14 protein-coding genes are annotated in these 13979 nt (G+C 54.4%); 7 read left to right on the top strand and 7 right to left on the bottom strand.

Features of this window, described 5'->3' with window-relative positions; genetic code table 11:
- Nucleotides 1-53: 53 nt before the first annotated feature.
- Complete coding sequence (locus tag F7231_RS20625; protein ID WP_166693376.1) at nucleotides 54-872, top strand: sugar phosphate isomerase/epimerase family protein; 819 nt, start codon at nucleotides 54-56, stop codon at nucleotides 870-872.
- A 57-nt stretch (nucleotides 873-929) separates the two neighbouring features.
- Nucleotides 930-1733 (top strand): alpha/beta fold hydrolase, encoded by an 804-nt coding sequence (locus F7231_RS20620; RefSeq protein WP_166693375.1) that lies wholly within the window; start codon nucleotides 930-932, stop codon nucleotides 1731-1733.
- 13 nt (nucleotides 1734-1746) lie between these two features.
- Here F7231_RS20620 and F7231_RS20615 read toward each other — a convergent pair whose 3' ends face one another.
- Complete coding sequence (locus F7231_RS20615) at nucleotides 1747-3027, bottom strand: asparagine synthetase B (RefSeq protein ID WP_085412930.1); 1281 nt, start codon at nucleotides 3025-3027, stop codon at nucleotides 1747-1749.
- A gap of 363 nt (nucleotides 3028-3390) precedes the next feature.
- Between F7231_RS20615 and F7231_RS20610 the strand changes: the two genes are divergently transcribed.
- Complete coding sequence (locus F7231_RS20610; protein ID WP_166693374.1) at nucleotides 3391-4824, top strand: Gfo/Idh/MocA family protein; 1434 nt, start codon at nucleotides 3391-3393, stop codon at nucleotides 4822-4824.
- Between the two features lie 87 nt (nucleotides 4825-4911).
- Here the strand turns inward: F7231_RS20610 and F7231_RS20605 are convergent, their stop codons facing one another.
- The 3 genes from F7231_RS20605 to F7231_RS20595 all read right to left on the bottom strand — a co-directional run bounded on the left by F7231_RS20605 (nucleotide 4912) and on the right by F7231_RS20595 (nucleotide 7551).
- Nucleotides 4912-5694, bottom strand: coding sequence for a polyprenol monophosphomannose synthase (locus tag F7231_RS20605; protein WP_085412932.1), 783 nt, complete (start codon nucleotides 5692-5694; stop codon nucleotides 4912-4914).
- Nucleotides 5695-5848: 154 nt separating this feature from the next.
- Nucleotides 5849-7165, bottom strand: a complete 1317-nt coding sequence (gene hemG, locus F7231_RS20600; RefSeq protein ID WP_166693373.1) for a protoporphyrinogen oxidase — start codon at nucleotides 7163-7165, stop codon at nucleotides 5849-5851.
- Nucleotides 7162-7551: a DUF4296 domain-containing protein gene (locus F7231_RS20595; protein ID WP_085412934.1), complete on the bottom strand. Its 390-nt coding sequence runs from the start codon at nucleotides 7549-7551 to the stop codon at nucleotides 7162-7164. The genes hemG and F7231_RS20595 overlap by 4 nt, the downstream gene beginning before the upstream one ends.
- 160 nt (nucleotides 7552-7711) lie before the next feature.
- Between F7231_RS20595 and F7231_RS20590 the strand changes: the two genes are divergently transcribed.
- The 4 genes from F7231_RS20590 (at nucleotide 7712) to F7231_RS20575 (ending at nucleotide 11314) form a co-directional block, all read left to right on the top strand.
- Complete coding sequence (locus F7231_RS20590; protein WP_085412935.1) at nucleotides 7712-8578, top strand: DUF58 domain-containing protein; 867 nt, start codon at nucleotides 7712-7714, stop codon at nucleotides 8576-8578.
- A gap of 14 nt (nucleotides 8579-8592) precedes the next feature.
- Nucleotides 8593-9465 (top strand): hypothetical protein, encoded by an 873-nt coding sequence (locus tag F7231_RS20585; protein WP_085412936.1) that lies wholly within the window; start codon nucleotides 8593-8595, stop codon nucleotides 9463-9465.
- A gap of 7 nt (nucleotides 9466-9472) precedes the next feature.
- Nucleotides 9473-10402 carry an MOSC domain-containing protein gene (locus F7231_RS20580; RefSeq protein ID WP_085412937.1) on the top strand — a complete coding sequence of 310 codons (930 nt, stop codon included), beginning with the start codon at nucleotides 9473-9475 and terminating at the stop codon, nucleotides 10400-10402.
- 75 nt (nucleotides 10403-10477) lie between these two features.
- A complete protein-coding gene (locus F7231_RS20575; protein ID WP_166693372.1) occupies nucleotides 10478-11314 on the top strand; it encodes a hypothetical protein in 837 nt (278 codons plus the stop codon).
- Nucleotides 11315-11407: 93 nt separating this feature from the next.
- Here the strand turns inward: F7231_RS20575 and F7231_RS20570 are convergent, their stop codons facing one another.
- From F7231_RS20570 to F7231_RS20560, 3 genes are all read right to left on the bottom strand, one after another.
- On the bottom strand, nucleotides 11408-11677 hold the full coding sequence (locus F7231_RS20570; protein ID WP_085412939.1) for a NifU family protein: 270 nt from the start codon (nucleotides 11675-11677) through the stop codon (nucleotides 11408-11410).
- 41 nt (nucleotides 11678-11718) lie between these two features.
- On the bottom strand, nucleotides 11719-12828 hold the full coding sequence (locus F7231_RS20565; RefSeq protein WP_085412940.1) for an Mrp/NBP35 family ATP-binding protein: 1110 nt from the start codon (nucleotides 12826-12828) through the stop codon (nucleotides 11719-11721).
- A 113-nt stretch (nucleotides 12829-12941) separates the two neighbouring features.
- Nucleotides 12942-13916 (bottom strand): GSCFA domain-containing protein, encoded by a 975-nt coding sequence (locus F7231_RS20560; RefSeq protein ID WP_166693371.1) that lies wholly within the window; start codon nucleotides 13914-13916, stop codon nucleotides 12942-12944.
- Nucleotides 13917-13979 lie beyond the last annotated feature (63 nt).

Raw genomic sequence — 13979 nt, 5'->3', positions numbered from 1 at the left:
CTTGGTGTATTAGCAGCGCAACCACAAACCACAGACGACAAACCTCAAACCATATGTCTTTCCCTTTTCGCTTTGGAGCCGAGGCGTACACCTGGTTCATGAATAACAACGGTCTGACCCACACTAACCGGCAGGGGCACATGATCGACATTACGGCGCAGGCTGGTTTTGCGGGAATTGAGCCGATTTTCAACTGGATGGGCGACCTGCCCGACGCCGAAAGCCTGGGCAAAAAACTAGCTGAACGGGGCGTTGAACTCGCGGCCGTTGCACTGGCCCTCGACTGGAATGGCCCCGAAGAAACCGAACAGGAACGCCGCGAAGCCGATCGGGCAATCGACCTGCTCAGGCACTTCCCGGGCGCGATTCTCTGCACGGTGCAGAAGCCAACCGGGCGGCACGACATCGAGGTCCGTCGACGGAACCTGGTCAATATCGTCAATCGGGTATCGCGGCGGGCGGTCGATGCGGGCGTGCCCTGTAGTTTCCACCCGAACTCGCCCCATTCGTCGATTACGCGCACGGAGGAAGATTACCGGGTCATTCTGGAATCGCTCGACCAGTCGGTGACAGGCTGGACGCCGGATGTGGGCCACCTCATCAACGGCGGTATGGACCCGCTGACGAAGATGAAGGAGTACGCCTCGCTAATCAATCTGGTGCACTTCAAAGACTGGAACGGTGAGCCTGAGTTTGCGCTGCTGGGCAACGGCAAAGTTGATTTTGTTAGCATTACACGCTGGCTGGTCGAGCAGAACTACAGCGGCTGGATTATTTGCGAAGACGAAGGCCCCGAAGCCATGAATGACCCCGACGGCGTGACTCTCCATGATGGCCGCTGGGTGTACGAAACACTGCTGCCAGCTATTTGATTTGGCATTCATTTATTGAACCGGGTAAAAGCCGGTGTGACTCAACTCCCCAATTCTATGCCTTTCATCACAACCAACGGCATCAATTTACACTATATCGAACGCGGATCGGGCGAGCCGTTGCTGCTGATTATGGGTATCACGGCTCCCGGCTCGGTTTGGGAGAAACACGCTGATGACTGGCAACATCGCTTTCGGTGTATCATGGGTGATAACCGGGGCGTTGGGCATTCTGATAAGCCAGTAGGTCCCTACAGTACCGAACAGATGGCTGACGATTATGCTGGTCTGATCGATGGGCTGGGCCTGACTAGTGTGCGGGTAGTAGGCGTCTCGATGGGCAGTACCATCGCACAGCAACTGGCCCTGCGCCACCCCGACAAGGTAAAGTCGCTGGTGCTGATGTGCCCCTGGGCACGCTGTGACCGCACCGCCGAGGCTATTTTCCGGCATATGGCTACCATCAAGGCCCGGCTTCGGCCCGAGGAGTTTGCCAACTACATTCAACTGCTGATCTATTCGAAGGCGAGTTGGGATAACGACGCGATGTATGCTGATTTTCAGGCCGGTCGGCAAGCGGCGGCAATTGATGCCAATCCCCAGCCTTTGCACGGGCTGGAAGGACAGGCCGAAGCCTGCATTGCCCACAACACGCTGGCCGAACTGCCCCGACTAACGCAGCCCGTTCTGGTTATTGGCGGCTGGAACGACAATTTCACGCCGGTCTGGATGGCCGAAGAAGTGGCCGGGGCGATTCCCAACAGCACGCTTCACCTCTACGACGAAGCTGGCCACGCATTCCACTGGGAATGCATCGGCGATTTCAACCCACGCGTGCGCGAGTGGTTACTGGCTCACTAGCAAGGCCACGTACCTAGGTTTTCCGCTTTTTCTTTCTGGCCGACGGAAACAGCACGTTATTCAGGATGAGCCGGTAACCGGGCGAGTGCGTGTGCAGGTTGAGGTCTGTGGGCATACGCCAGCTACCACCGCCCCCGCGAACGTTTTCGGGGTCATGTCCGCCGTAGAACGTCCATTGACCGCGGCCCATTTCGCCGTACAGATACCGGTCTGATGTCGTACTTTGCCCCATCACGAGTGAACTTGACTTAACCGTCGATTTGCGGAAAGCGGTAGTCTGCCCCGTAAATTCTTTAATAACCGCCTCGTGATTCTGCGTCAGCATGGCCGGAATGACGTCCCATTTGGCCGAGAAGTTGAACAGCTCGAAATAGCCGCTCGACGAACCGCCGTATCCCTGTCCGGCAGCCGAATTAATGTCGGAGAACGTTGAAAAGCCACGTCCGAACCCGTTGTCGCCTTCGAGTCTGAAATTGTGAAAGGCAAACGTTTTGCTAAAGTCGAGTTTGGCCTGCGCTGCCGGGTCCATGTCGTCGCCATCGTAGGTATCACCCACAATGTCGACCCCGTCGGCGGCCAGGGCAATGTCGAGCGTTTCGGCAGCTGAGCACATAGCAAACAGGTAGCCACCGCCCGCGCAGAAGGCTTTAATGCCTTTGGCAACAGCCAGTTTCATCTGCGACACTTTTGAGAAACCGTACTTCCGGGCAATCTCTTCCTGCGCTTTAATGTCAGAGACAGTCATGCGCTGCATATTCCGGCCAAACTGACCCGTAAAGTCTTCATGGTGCAGGTGCAACCAGTCATATTTGGGCAGGTCGCCTTTCAGGATTTCTTCGTCGTACACCAGCTCGTAGGGAATCTCGGCGTACGTCAGCACCAGCAAAACGGCGTCGTTATTCTCAAACTCGGCCGGCCCCACTTTAGCGGGCGAGTACACAACGATCTTGGCCGCTTTCTGCAGGGTGACCACGTCCATGTTCAGGTCGGGGTTGGCCAGTTGTCGTTTTATCGAGGCTGCCCCGCCGTCGGTCAACAGCTCGAATGTTACGCCCCGAACGCGGCATTCGTTCTCGAATTTGGCCGAATGCTTGATCATAAAACTGCCGCCCCGGTAGTTTAGCAACCAGTCTACTTCCTGCTCATCTTTCAGCACGGCATAGGCAATGCCGTAGGCTTTCAGGTGGTCGGTCTGGCGGTCGTCCATCGGAATCAGAATCGAGTTGGCAAACGCTGGCGCGGCAAAGCTGGTGATGATCCAGAAGAGCAATAGAAACGCAGTAGTTCGTTTCATAGCAGAAGTCAGTTAACGTACCTGTAAAAGCAGATGGGAAGGCGTTTTATACCGCAAAAAACGCCGGGTAACTATTGCATTGGGGTGGAGTTAATCTAATAACGCTAATGGCCTGACTGTGTTTGACTTTCGGTAATGGGAAGTCCCTTCAGGGCTAGTCTCTTTCGGGGAGATAGGCCCTTGTCTAATTGGCTTATTAAGATACTACAGCTAGCAGGTATTTTCGTGCCGGTCGGCCAAAAAAGAGGGGGGAAGCAGCTTAAAACTGATTTAGTGAACCACCCTGAAGTTGCGAATGGCCGGGCCGCTGAAAACCGGGTAAGTTGGCGTAGGAATTGACTTTCTCTGGAAACGTCAATTCCTATGACCCCATCGCGTCGCACATTCATCCGAACACTCACCGCCGCTTCTGCTCTGGCCGTTACAGAAGCAGTGGCCCGGCCCTTTGGCCCGGTTGCTCCGGCCTATATTCCCAACCTAAGACGCGTTAGTCCGAACGACAAAATCCGGATCGCGACTATTGGCATGGGCATACAGGGTAACTATGATACACAGGCCGCGCTGCGTAATCCCGACGTAGAACTTGTGGCCGTAGCTGACCTGTACGACGGCCGACTTGAGCACGCTAAAACAGCTTTTGGCAAGGATAAAAACCTGTTTGCGAGTCGTGACTTCCGCGAAGTGCTGGCCCGGCCCGATGTAGACGCCGTGCTCGTGGTAACGCCCGACCATTGGCATGATCACATCACCATTGAAGCCCTGAAGGCGGGCAAGCACGTGTATTGCGAAAAGCCTATGGTGCAGCACATAAACGAGGGAAAACCAGTGATCGATGCCTGGAAGAAATCGGGGAAAACGATGCAGGTGGGTAGTCAGCGCATTAGCAGCTCGGCATTTCAGGAGGCAAAGCGCATGGTGCAGGCGGGTGATATTGGTACCATCAACTACATCGAGTCCAACAGCGACCGGTTCAATGCCATCGGGGCTTGGAATTACTCGATCCCAACCGATGCATCGCCTGCTACCCTCGATTGGGACCGGTTTCTGGGCGATGCGCCCAAGCACCCTTTCGACGCGAAGCGGTTTTTCCGGTGGCGCAACTACAAAGACTATGGCACCGGCGTAGCGGGCGACCTGTTTATTCACCTGATCACGGGTGTGCACTTCGTCACCAATTCAATGGGCCCGACGCGCATTTACTCGTCGGGGAATCTAGCCTACTGGAAAGATGGCCGCGACGTACCTGACATCATGACGAGCGTGATGGACTATCCTAAAACGGCTGCGCATGATGCGTTTCAGATGGTGCTGCGAGTGAACTTTGCCAATGCCGGAAAGATCAGCAACGTAACCCGCATCATTGGAAACGAAGGACAGATTGAGTTTTCGGAGGAAAACCTGATTCTGACGAAGCGTAAACTACCAATTGCACCAGGCTATAATGGTTACGATAGTTTCTTCACGTTTACCGAGCCGGTGAAGGAGGAGTTCAAGAGGCAGTATGATGCCAAGTACCCGCCCGAGACGCGAGTGGCCGAGCCAGTAAAGGAGGTTCGGTTCGATGCCCCTAAGGGTGAAGACGCCCACGGTGCTCACTTTGGCGACTTCTTTAAAAACGTGCGGGCCGGTAGTCAGGGAACAATCGAAGATCCAGTATTTGGTTTCCGGGCTGCAGCGCCGGTGTTAGCTAGTAACGAAAGCTATTTTCAGCAGAAAGTAGTGCACTGGAACCCCGAAACAATGACCATGAAAACCGGTGAAGCGCCCGCTTCGACGGTCGCAAAGAAGAAAAAGTAACGCTTGGTAAGCACGTTTGGCAGGATAAACAGAAGTACTTTAGGGGCTAACCCCAAAAGTCCTGTTCGTCCTGCCCAACAAACACCGCTAAACTGCTTCAACGGCTTCTCCTGCTACAGGGGCGGCCGTTGTTTTTTTAACGGGTATATAGTGGCGGAAGAAGCTGTTGAGCTTCATCTGGATCACGCCCAGGATGGCTTCCTTGAAGATCTTCGTCGACATTTTCGATTCGCCGCGCGTGCGGTCGGTGAAAATAATGGGCACCTCGTGAATGCTGAAGCCGTATTTCCAGCAGGTAAACTTCATCTCGATCTGGAAGGCATAGCCCACAAACCGGATCGGGTTCTGGAGCAAAATGTCGAGCACGTGGGCGCGGTAGCAAACAAAGCCAGCCGTTGGGTCCATGATGGGCATGCCAGTGATAAACCGAACGTAAATGCCGGCTCCGTACGACATAAGCACCCGGCCAATGGGCCAGTTCACCACGTTTACGCCTTTGATATACCGCGACCCTACGGCTACGTCGGCGCCTCCGGTTGCGCAGGCCGTGTAGAGCCGAACCAGATCGTCGGGGTTGTGCGAAAAGTCAGCGTCCATCTCGAACAGGTACTCATAGCCACGAGCCAGCGCCCATTTGAATCCGTCGATGTAGGCCGTACCCAACCCGAGTTTACCCCGCCGTTCGAGCAGGTGTAACTGCAAGGGGAACTCAGCCTGTAACTGCTTGACTACCTTGGCGGTGCCGTCTGGCGATCCGTCGTCGACGATCAGCAGGTCGAAGGCAGTTGGCAGTGAAAACACCCGGCGGATGATCGCCTCGATGTTCTCGATTTCGTTGAAGGTCGGTATGATTACAAGACGGTCAGTCACGGTGGCAAATCGTTTAGTACTAAAACAGGCACGTGCTCAAAAATAATGCATTTGGACCGTTAAATAACGTTAATCGATCGGCTTCGTGGCTGTTGACTGGCTTCTATGGATTGGCTATTTCGTTGTCCGTGTGAATCAGTTTTCCGTTCGCGAATTAGCTTGCTGAGGTCAACCGATCGCCCAGCGCTCTGGCTTTACCGATACAGTCGGAAAGCGAAACACCGCCGTACCAGTTGGCACAGATAAAGAGATTGGCAGCTTCTAGTGCGGCAACCGCTGGTTTTACCGCCTGTAGATTTTCGTCGTACTGCGGAATGGCTTTCGGCCAGGGAAACGACTGCTGCCGGACTGGCTTCGGTGCTGTAATGCCAAACGACTCGACCAGTTCTGCATGTACCCGCGCCTGAATCGTGGCGTCGGGGAGGCGGGCGTTTCCGGCATTCTGCTGCCCCCCTACGAAGGTGGTAAACAGTACTTCGTCGGCTGGGCAACGGCCGGCAAAGATTGAGCTGCTCCAGATATGACCAGCGGCGAACCGGCCTTCAACGGCGGGGTTCAGGCCACCAAAACCGTTCAGCGGATGAGTTACATCGGCGCGCTTGTACACCGAATGTACGGCTACCATCGGCGGATACTCGATGTGTCGTAAATCAGTTGAGAACGCCGGGGCGTGGTCGGCGAGCAACCGGGCGGCGGCTTCGGTACTAACCGCCAATACCAGCCTGTCAACCACTTGCGGACCCGTAGGCGTGTGAACCAGCCAACCCGTTTGGGTACGTTCGATACGGCTAACGGGGCAGGAGAAATGCGCCTGCGTGAGCTTGCTGGCCAGCGCGTTGGGTAGCATCTGCATACCATCGCGAAAACTGAACGACTGGCGGCGACCCGTTTTGCTCTGGTTCTTAATCAGCCCTTTCAGAACCGAGCCGTACTCGCGTTCGTACTGCAATAGCACCGGAAAGGTCTCCGATACTAATAGGCGCTCTGGATCGCCGGCGTAAATGCCCGCCACGAATGGCCCCAAGGCATAATCGACAATTTCTGAGGAAAAGCGCCGCCGGAAAAACTGTCCGAGGGTCTCACCAACTGGCGACTGGCTTTTGTTACTAAGCTCTCTAAAAACGGCCCACTTCGTTTTCAGGCTGAAAAAGCCGCCAAATAACAGGGCGGGTGGTGTACCGGGTAATTCACGATAAGCGCCGTCGCGGTAAATAAATCGGGCCTTGCTCACGGCGTTGGCAAAGACCAGATCGGGAGTCAGCCCCAGTCCGTCGAGCCAAGCTAGTAGTGCCTCGTCGCCGAGCAGCGAGTTGGGGCCAAGTTCGCACAGGTAATCGCTGTTGCGTTCCGATCGGATGTAGCCGCCCGCTTGCGAATTAGCTTCCCAGAGTTGGTAGTCCTGCCCGCGCTGTTGCAGTTCGTAAGCTAGAGTAAGGCCCGAGATACCGGCGCCGATGATGCCGGTTATCATTGGGGGGTGGGTTTAGATTTACTGGATCTCTCGGCTTTTTTCCGCTCAATCACGGTTAACTTCTCGACTACCTGCTCATATATTTTGGCAAGCTTGGCGGGGCGAGCCGAGTAATAGATGAAACTTTTGGTATACGAGGCTGTGTCAACGTCGAATTTTTTCAGCGTTTGGGACTGGAGCCGTTTGAACAGCAATGTCGACGTGTCGGTGGAGGGGATAGCCATCTTGCTAACTCTGGCCTCTGCCAGGTGAATCTCCGTCAGAATATTGGCCATTTTTTCTTCATCGACCAGGTTGGCTGGCTCGGCTCCAAGTTCGGTTGAGCCGCTGTTGCATTGAACGAGAAGCAGGCTGAGGCACAGCCAGACGGCAAGTTGACGTATCATTGTAGAGTGCGCTCGTCCGGTCGGACTACAGGGCGAGGCAGATTGCTTTAATGTGATTGTAAAGCGCCTGACAGATTCAGGACGTATTTTTACAAATTAACTCTGAATCGTAGGCAAAACGTTTGCAATAGGGGTACCAAAAATCGTTAAAAGACGCGGCATGGATGATTTTCTGGTAAAGGTTCAGGAGTTCGAGATCCGGATCCGTAAGGCTGTTACTTCGCAGCTTCGGGGAAATTTTCGGTCCGTCTTCAAAGGTTCAGGCCTGGAGTTTGCCGATTTGCGCCAGTATCAGTACGGCGACGACGTGCGGGCTATCGACTGGAACGTGTCGTCGAAGGGCCACGGGGCTTTTGTGAAGGTGTTTCGGGAAGAGAAAGACCAGACCGTCTTCTTCGTAGTCGATGTGAGTGCATCGCAGCAGGTGGGTACGCATCAACGGTCTAAACTCGATACCACCAAAGAGGTCTGCGGTACGCTGGCTATGTCGGCCCTGCGCGAAGCCAGTCACGTGGGTTTATATTGCTTTTCGGATAAGAAAGAGCAGTACCTGAAACCTGCCAACACGCAGAAACAGGGCTACCAGCTGATTACGGCGTTGGGGAAACTCCAGCCCGAATCGGTGAAGACCAATATTGCCGAGGCGCTGCTGTTTACGCTTAACGTGCTGAAACGCCGCAGCTTGGTCTTTTTGCTCTCTGACTTCATCGATCAGGGGTACGAACACAACCTGAAGGCCCTTGCCCGAAAGCACGACTTGGTGGTGATCCATTTCTACGACCCTCGTGAGGTGAACCTGCCCAAACTGGGTGTTATTCCGGTTTATGATATGGAAGAACGGCGTACCGTCTGGATCAATACGTCGGCACCTAGTTTTCGGCAGCGCCTGCACGATCAGTTTGCCCAGAGCCGCCTTCGCCTCGAACGCTTTTGCCGTCAGTATGATGCCGACTACGTGGCGCTCGATGCCCAAGCTGATTTTGTACCTACCCTGGCCGAATTGTTCCGGGTTAGAAAATACAGATAGAGAAGTTACCAATCATGCGCTACTTACTCTTCTTCTTTGCACTGCTTTGTCTGCCCGCGCTAGCGCAGCCTGTTGGTCAGTTTATCGACGACACAATTGAGGTAGGCCGGCCGTTTCGGTATGCCCTGACGGTCAAGCACCGGGCTTCGCAGGATGTATTTTACCCCGACACTGCCCGGCATTTTGCTCCCTTTCTAGTGCAAAGCGTGGCCATCTTTCCAACCAAAACGGTTAACAAAATCAGCCTGGACAGTGCTGTCTATACGCTTGTCTCATTTGAAGTTAGTCGGGCGCGGGTGTTGCAGGTGCCGGTATATATGGCCAACGGAGCTGACTGTACTGCCTTGTTGTCGTCGCCCGATACGGTTTTCCTGCGTTCGCGGGTATTAGCGACGACCCGGCCCGATACGTTGCAATTGGCTGCCAATGCCATACTCACGCCTTTACCCCAGGAATTCAACTATGCGTACTTAACCGTAGCAGTGGGCCTGATGGGCGTAGTGGCTGCCGCCATCTATATCCTGTTCGGCTCGTTATTGCGTCAACGGTGGGAACGATACCTGCTGACCCGCGATCATACCCGCTTTTTGCGGATGTACAACCAGCTTACCCGCAACCTCGGTCCCGAGTCGACTGGCGATACCACGAACCAGGCGATCGTAAACTGGAAAAAATATTTGGAACTCCTGGAAAAAAAGCCCTATACCTCGCTTACCAGTAGCGAAATTGCCGACCGAATCGGCGACGACCGACTGACCGATGCACTTCGTGAAACTGACCGGATGATTTATGGCGGTTCGTTTACCGATCAGTCGCCGCTGGCCCTGCGTGTATTGCGCGATGTGGCCGTAACCGCTTACCAACGTCGCCGGGAGGCGATCAGTTAATTAGCTTATGTCTCTTTCTCTCGACCAGATTATTATTTACCCCATTAAATCACTGGGGGGCGTTTCCGTGTCCGACGCCGTTATTGAGGTTGGTGGCCTGCAGTATGACCGGCGTTATATGCTGGTTGAACCATCATTCGATGACCGTTCAGGCGAGTCAACCGCACCGGCTGACCGGCGGGGTACGTTCATTACCCAGCGAACCGTTCACAGTATGGCCCTGATCGACGTGGCCATGAACGTACCTGACAATGAATTGACGGTTTGGCACCGACATGCGCCAACTGACGTACTAACCCTACCGCTGGTGCCTCCGCCTTCGGCAGAGTCGCCAATAAGTGTGAATATCTGGGATAGCGAAGACGTACCTGCGCAACTGGTGAGCCCTGAGGCCGACGCGTGGTTTAGTCGAGTCATTGGCAAACCTTGCCGGCTGGTATATATGCCCGATAGCACCCGCCGCACAATCACGTCACGGCACATCCGCCGCGATGAGGTGGCTGATCCGGTAGTAAGCTTTGCCGATGGGTTCCCGATACTGCTCATCACCCAGTCGTCGCTGGATGAGCTAAACCGCCGGCTGGCCGATACCGTCGATGAACCGCTGTCAATGGCTCGCTTCCGACCCAACCTGATTGTGGAAGGCCTTTGCTGGCCGCATGACGAAGATACCTGGGCGACCGTTGAACTAGGGGACGCTACCTTCTATGGCGTAAAACCCTGCGTTCGCTGCGTGCTGACTACCATTGACCCTGCTACCGGCGATCGTGGCAAAGAGCCTCTGCGCACTTTGGCTACCTACCGGGCCACAGACAGTAAGGTGTTGTTTGGCGAGAACGTCATGCCCGCACGAAGTAGTGCCGGGCAAACGATTCGGGTAGGGGAGACGGTCCGGGTGCTGGAACGGAAAGAACCGTGGCTGCCCATTGGCGTTTAACATCTGTTTACCGTCTACTGTCTTTTTAGTATGCTATGCGATAAGCGGCATAGGGAAGACAGTAACTCCCGAATTATGCTTCGTCCCGCTATTTATCTGAGTCTACCGGTCGTGCTGGGGGCCGTTTTTTCGAACAGGATGGCCGCCCGGCTGTCTGATGTCGATCCAATTCACTGGGCCACTACCCCGTTGCTGGCCATCGTCGTCTGGATGATCTACACAGTCGATCGGCTGCTGGATGTCCGTCATGCCACCGGACCACTCACATCACGTCACCGGTTTCACGCCGACAATGCCGATGTGCTTTGGGGCGTAGTCGGAGGGCTGGGCGCAGTAGGTGCCATTCTTGTCTTTTTCCTGCCAGCGCCGGTTATCCGGTTTGGACTGGGTCTCGGTGCTTTTTGTGTGGCCTACGTATTCACCGTTTACAAACTCCGCGACCGGCATCCGGCGCTGGTAGTCAAAGAACCGTTGGTCGCCATCCTGTATACTGCTGGCATCTGGGGTACGGTCTTGGTACAGCGCGAAGCTATTGGCTGGCCGTTCAAGGCACAGACGGTGCTGTTCCTGGGCATTGCGTTTCAAAACCTGCTGCTCTTTTCCGTTTTCGAGCAGCGCGACGCATCCAGTTCATCCACCAGTGTATCACTGGCGACTGCCTGGGGCCTGCGCCGATGTGATACCATACTTCGATGGCTTACGTTTCTGATTGTCGCCGGGGCGCTAACCGTCTGCTTTATGGCCGACGATTCGGGGGGCGGTGCCCGTTTTTCGCAACGTGCCAGCCTGATGCTGGGTATCATGAGCCTGGTGCTTTACGCCGTTCAGCGGTACCCGGTCTATTTTCTGAAAAATAACCGATACCGGTTTATCGGAGATGCTGTTTTCTGGTTGCCAGCACTAGTGTTGTAACTGGCTACAGTGGTTAGCCAGCCGCTGAAATGCATCAAAAAGGGCATCCTAACCTAGGTTGGGATGCCCATTCAGCTATAAAACGCAGGTACGTTAAGGCAACGCGGTCAGGTTTACCGCAACAACACGGGTGATCTCTGGTACGGCTTTAAGAATGGCTTCTTCCAGACCTCCTTTAAATGTCATTGCCGACATAGGGCAACTCCCGCACGAACCCATGAGTTCGAGGCGTACGACACCTTCATCGGTAATGTCGAGTACTTTTACATTACCTCCATCAGCGGCCAGGTAAGGCCGCATGCTGTCGAGTGCCTTATCAACGCGGGCAATCAGTGGGTTTACGTTGTCTACGACCATTTGCATACAATCAATGTCTTACTGGTAAATATAGCACAATTCAGGCATTATACCCGTGTAAACTCTACCCGTTTGGTTTCATCCTGGGTGGCGTTCCGGATAGCTACCCGGCGGGCAAGTGCTTCAGCGGCACCCCGGAAGGCATCGGCTGAAGGCCCATCACCAGAAACCAGGGCGGGTTTTCCCTCGTCGCCTGCTTCGCGGATGCTCTGCACCAGCGGCACCTGACCAAGCACAGGGACGTCGAATTTTTCAGAAAGCAAAGCCGCGCCGCCCGAGCCGAAAATATAGTACCGGTTGTTGGGCAACTCGGCAGGGGTGAAGTAGGCCATGTTCTCAACGATGCCCAGCACAGGTACGTTAATCTGGGGCTGCCGGAACATCGCCAGCCCTTTTATGGCATCGGCAATTGCCACTTTCTGGGGCGTCGTTACAATGATGGCGCCAGTAACCGGTACGGTCTGCACCAGCGATAAGTGAATATCGCCTGTGCCCGGTGGCAGGTCAATGAGCAGGTAATCGAGTTCACCCCATTCTGTATCCGAGAAAAACTGCTGTAAGGCCCGACTCGCTACGGGGCCCCGCCACAGCATGGCTTGATCGGGCGGAACAAGGAAGCCAATCGACATTAGCTTAATGCCAAATTGCTGGATAGGCTGTAGCCGATTCTGCCCGTCGATCTGAATAATCTGAGGCTGCATGTCTTCAGCGCCAAACATCACCGGAATAGATGGCCCGTAAATATCGGCATCGATAATGCCCACCTTCGCACCTGATTTATGCAGGGCAATGGCCAGGTTAGCCGTAACGGTCGATTTACCAACACCACCCTTCCCAGAGGCTACCGCAATGATGTTTTTTACACCCGGTAATAGGGGCGCATCGTTGCGGGTCGAGGTTACGTTGGCAGTCATGTCTACCTGGACAGACACTTCCGGACCAATGTGTGTATGAATGGCATCCTCGCAGCGCTGCCGGATCAACTCCTTCAACGGGCAGGCGGGCGTAGTGAGCACCACCGTAAAACGGACCGAATCGACACCCAGTTTGATGTCTTTGACCATGCCCAGCGTAACAATGTCGCGTTTCAGGTCGGGTTCTTCTACATGACCCAAAGCGGCCAGTACGGTGGGTTCGGTGAGTTTGTAACTTGACATTGGTAAGAGGAGTTTACCGTTTGTGGTTTGATGGTTGTCGTTGCACTGCTGACAGACAATATTCGACTGGACAGCGCAACGACAACCATCAAACCACAGACGACAAACTATTTTTAGAGTAAACGATTCAAAATCTCCGCGCGTTCGGCGGTGGTATCAATACTAGCCGGCAATGCGTCGATTTGGTGGCGAATTTTCTGTAAAAAGAGGCGGTGAGCGTCGGTTAAACCGTGTAACGGTCTGTGGGCTAGTGCCCGCCGAATTTGTGCCCACTGCTTAACGAATGCACAAAGGTCGGGGGAAAACGCGCTATCGGCAAACTTCGAAAACACATAATCGTGCGCCTGGGCATTGGGATGAATCAAGTCGGCTTCGTAGAACCGGTAGTCGCGAAGGTCATCTTGCACTAGTTCGTAGGCCGGGAAATAGTGTACATGATCGAACGTACCTGTCAGTTCAGCGCAGAGTACACGGAGAAGCGATTTGCTGGCCGAATTGAGCGTAAGGCCATCGCGGACATGCCGAACCGGGCTAACCGTCAGAACTACCTGTAGGCCGGGATTATGCTCGTGCAGGAGAGTTAGCAGGCTGGTCAATTCGCTGCGAACCGGGTCTATACTACTCAGGTAGTTAGTGAACAACGTACCCGGCATTTTATGGCAGTTCGCTACGATTGCCTGCGTGCTGCGTTCTTCGTACACAACCGCAGAGCCCAGCGTAAGCAACAGCCAATTGGCCTGCCGCAATGTTTCACCCGTCTGTGTGAGCTGGCTCGTGAAAGTGGCTGCTAGTTCGGCCCGTGTGTGCCCCCAGATCGAGGAGTGGGCATCATAGTGAAACCAGAGGCCATCTCGTTCTACGTACAAGGCCTCGTCAGGTACGTTATTGGTCAGCGCCAGCCTGATTACTTTACTAATTGAGAACGGGTTAAATAACGTACCCAGCGGATTAGTAAGCACCGACAGCTTATGATCGGCCAACCGATTGCCCATTACCTCGGCAAAACAGGATCCAATAGTTACGATCTTATCGGTTAACCGGAGTTGGATGGGTAGGCGGTCGGGCGTTAATTCGGTACGAAACTGCATACGAAGTCAACGCAAAAAATAGCCTGATAGTTGGTGCTGCCACCAAACGCTGTATTCAGGAAA

Source organism: Fibrivirga algicola, from assembly GCF_011742925.1.
Classification (GTDB): Bacteria; Bacteroidota; Bacteroidia; order Cytophagales; family Spirosomataceae; genus Fibrella; species Fibrella algicola.
Note: the sequence above shows the minus strand (reverse complement) of the source record. Positions and strands in the feature narration are given on the sequence as shown.

What these genes read in the sequence shown, in the direction of transcription:
- hemG (WP_166693373.1), bottom strand. Translation starts at nt 7,165, where the DNA reads ATGATAACCGGCATCATCGGCGCCGGTATCTCGGGCCTTACTCTAGCT.
- F7231_RS20570 (WP_085412939.1), bottom strand. Translation starts at nt 11,677, where the DNA reads ATGCAAATGGTCGTAGACAACGTAAACCCACTGATTGCCCGCGTTGAT.
- F7231_RS20590 (WP_085412935.1), top strand. Translation starts at nt 7,712, where the DNA reads ATGGATGATTTTCTGGTAAAGGTTCAGGAGTTCGAGATCCGGATCCGT.
- F7231_RS20610 (WP_166693374.1), top strand. Translation starts at nt 3,391, where the DNA reads ATGACCCCATCGCGTCGCACATTCATCCGAACACTCACCGCCGCTTCT.
- F7231_RS20575 (WP_166693372.1), top strand. Translation starts at nt 10,478, where the DNA reads ATGCTTCGTCCCGCTATTTATCTGAGTCTACCGGTCGTGCTGGGGGCC.
- F7231_RS20585 (WP_085412936.1), top strand. Translation starts at nt 8,593, where the DNA reads ATGCGCTACTTACTCTTCTTCTTTGCACTGCTTTGTCTGCCCGCGCTA.
- F7231_RS20580 (WP_085412937.1), top strand. Translation starts at nt 9,473, where the DNA reads ATGTCTCTTTCTCTCGACCAGATTATTATTTACCCCATTAAATCACTG.
- F7231_RS20615 (WP_085412930.1), bottom strand. Translation starts at nt 3,027, where the DNA reads ATGAAACGAACTACTGCGTTTCTATTGCTCTTCTGGATCATCACCAGC.
- F7231_RS20620 (WP_166693375.1), top strand. Translation starts at nt 930, where the DNA reads ATGCCTTTCATCACAACCAACGGCATCAATTTACACTATATCGAACGC.
- F7231_RS20625 (WP_166693376.1), top strand. Translation starts at nt 54, where the DNA reads ATGTCTTTCCCTTTTCGCTTTGGAGCCGAGGCGTACACCTGGTTCATG.
- F7231_RS20560 (WP_166693371.1), bottom strand. Translation starts at nt 13,916, where the DNA reads ATGCAGTTTCGTACCGAATTAACGCCCGACCGCCTACCCATCCAACTC.
- F7231_RS20565 (WP_085412940.1), bottom strand. Translation starts at nt 12,828, where the DNA reads ATGTCAAGTTACAAACTCACCGAACCCACCGTACTGGCCGCTTTGGGT.
- F7231_RS20595 (WP_085412934.1), bottom strand. Translation starts at nt 7,551, where the DNA reads ATGATACGTCAACTTGCCGTCTGGCTGTGCCTCAGCCTGCTTCTCGTT.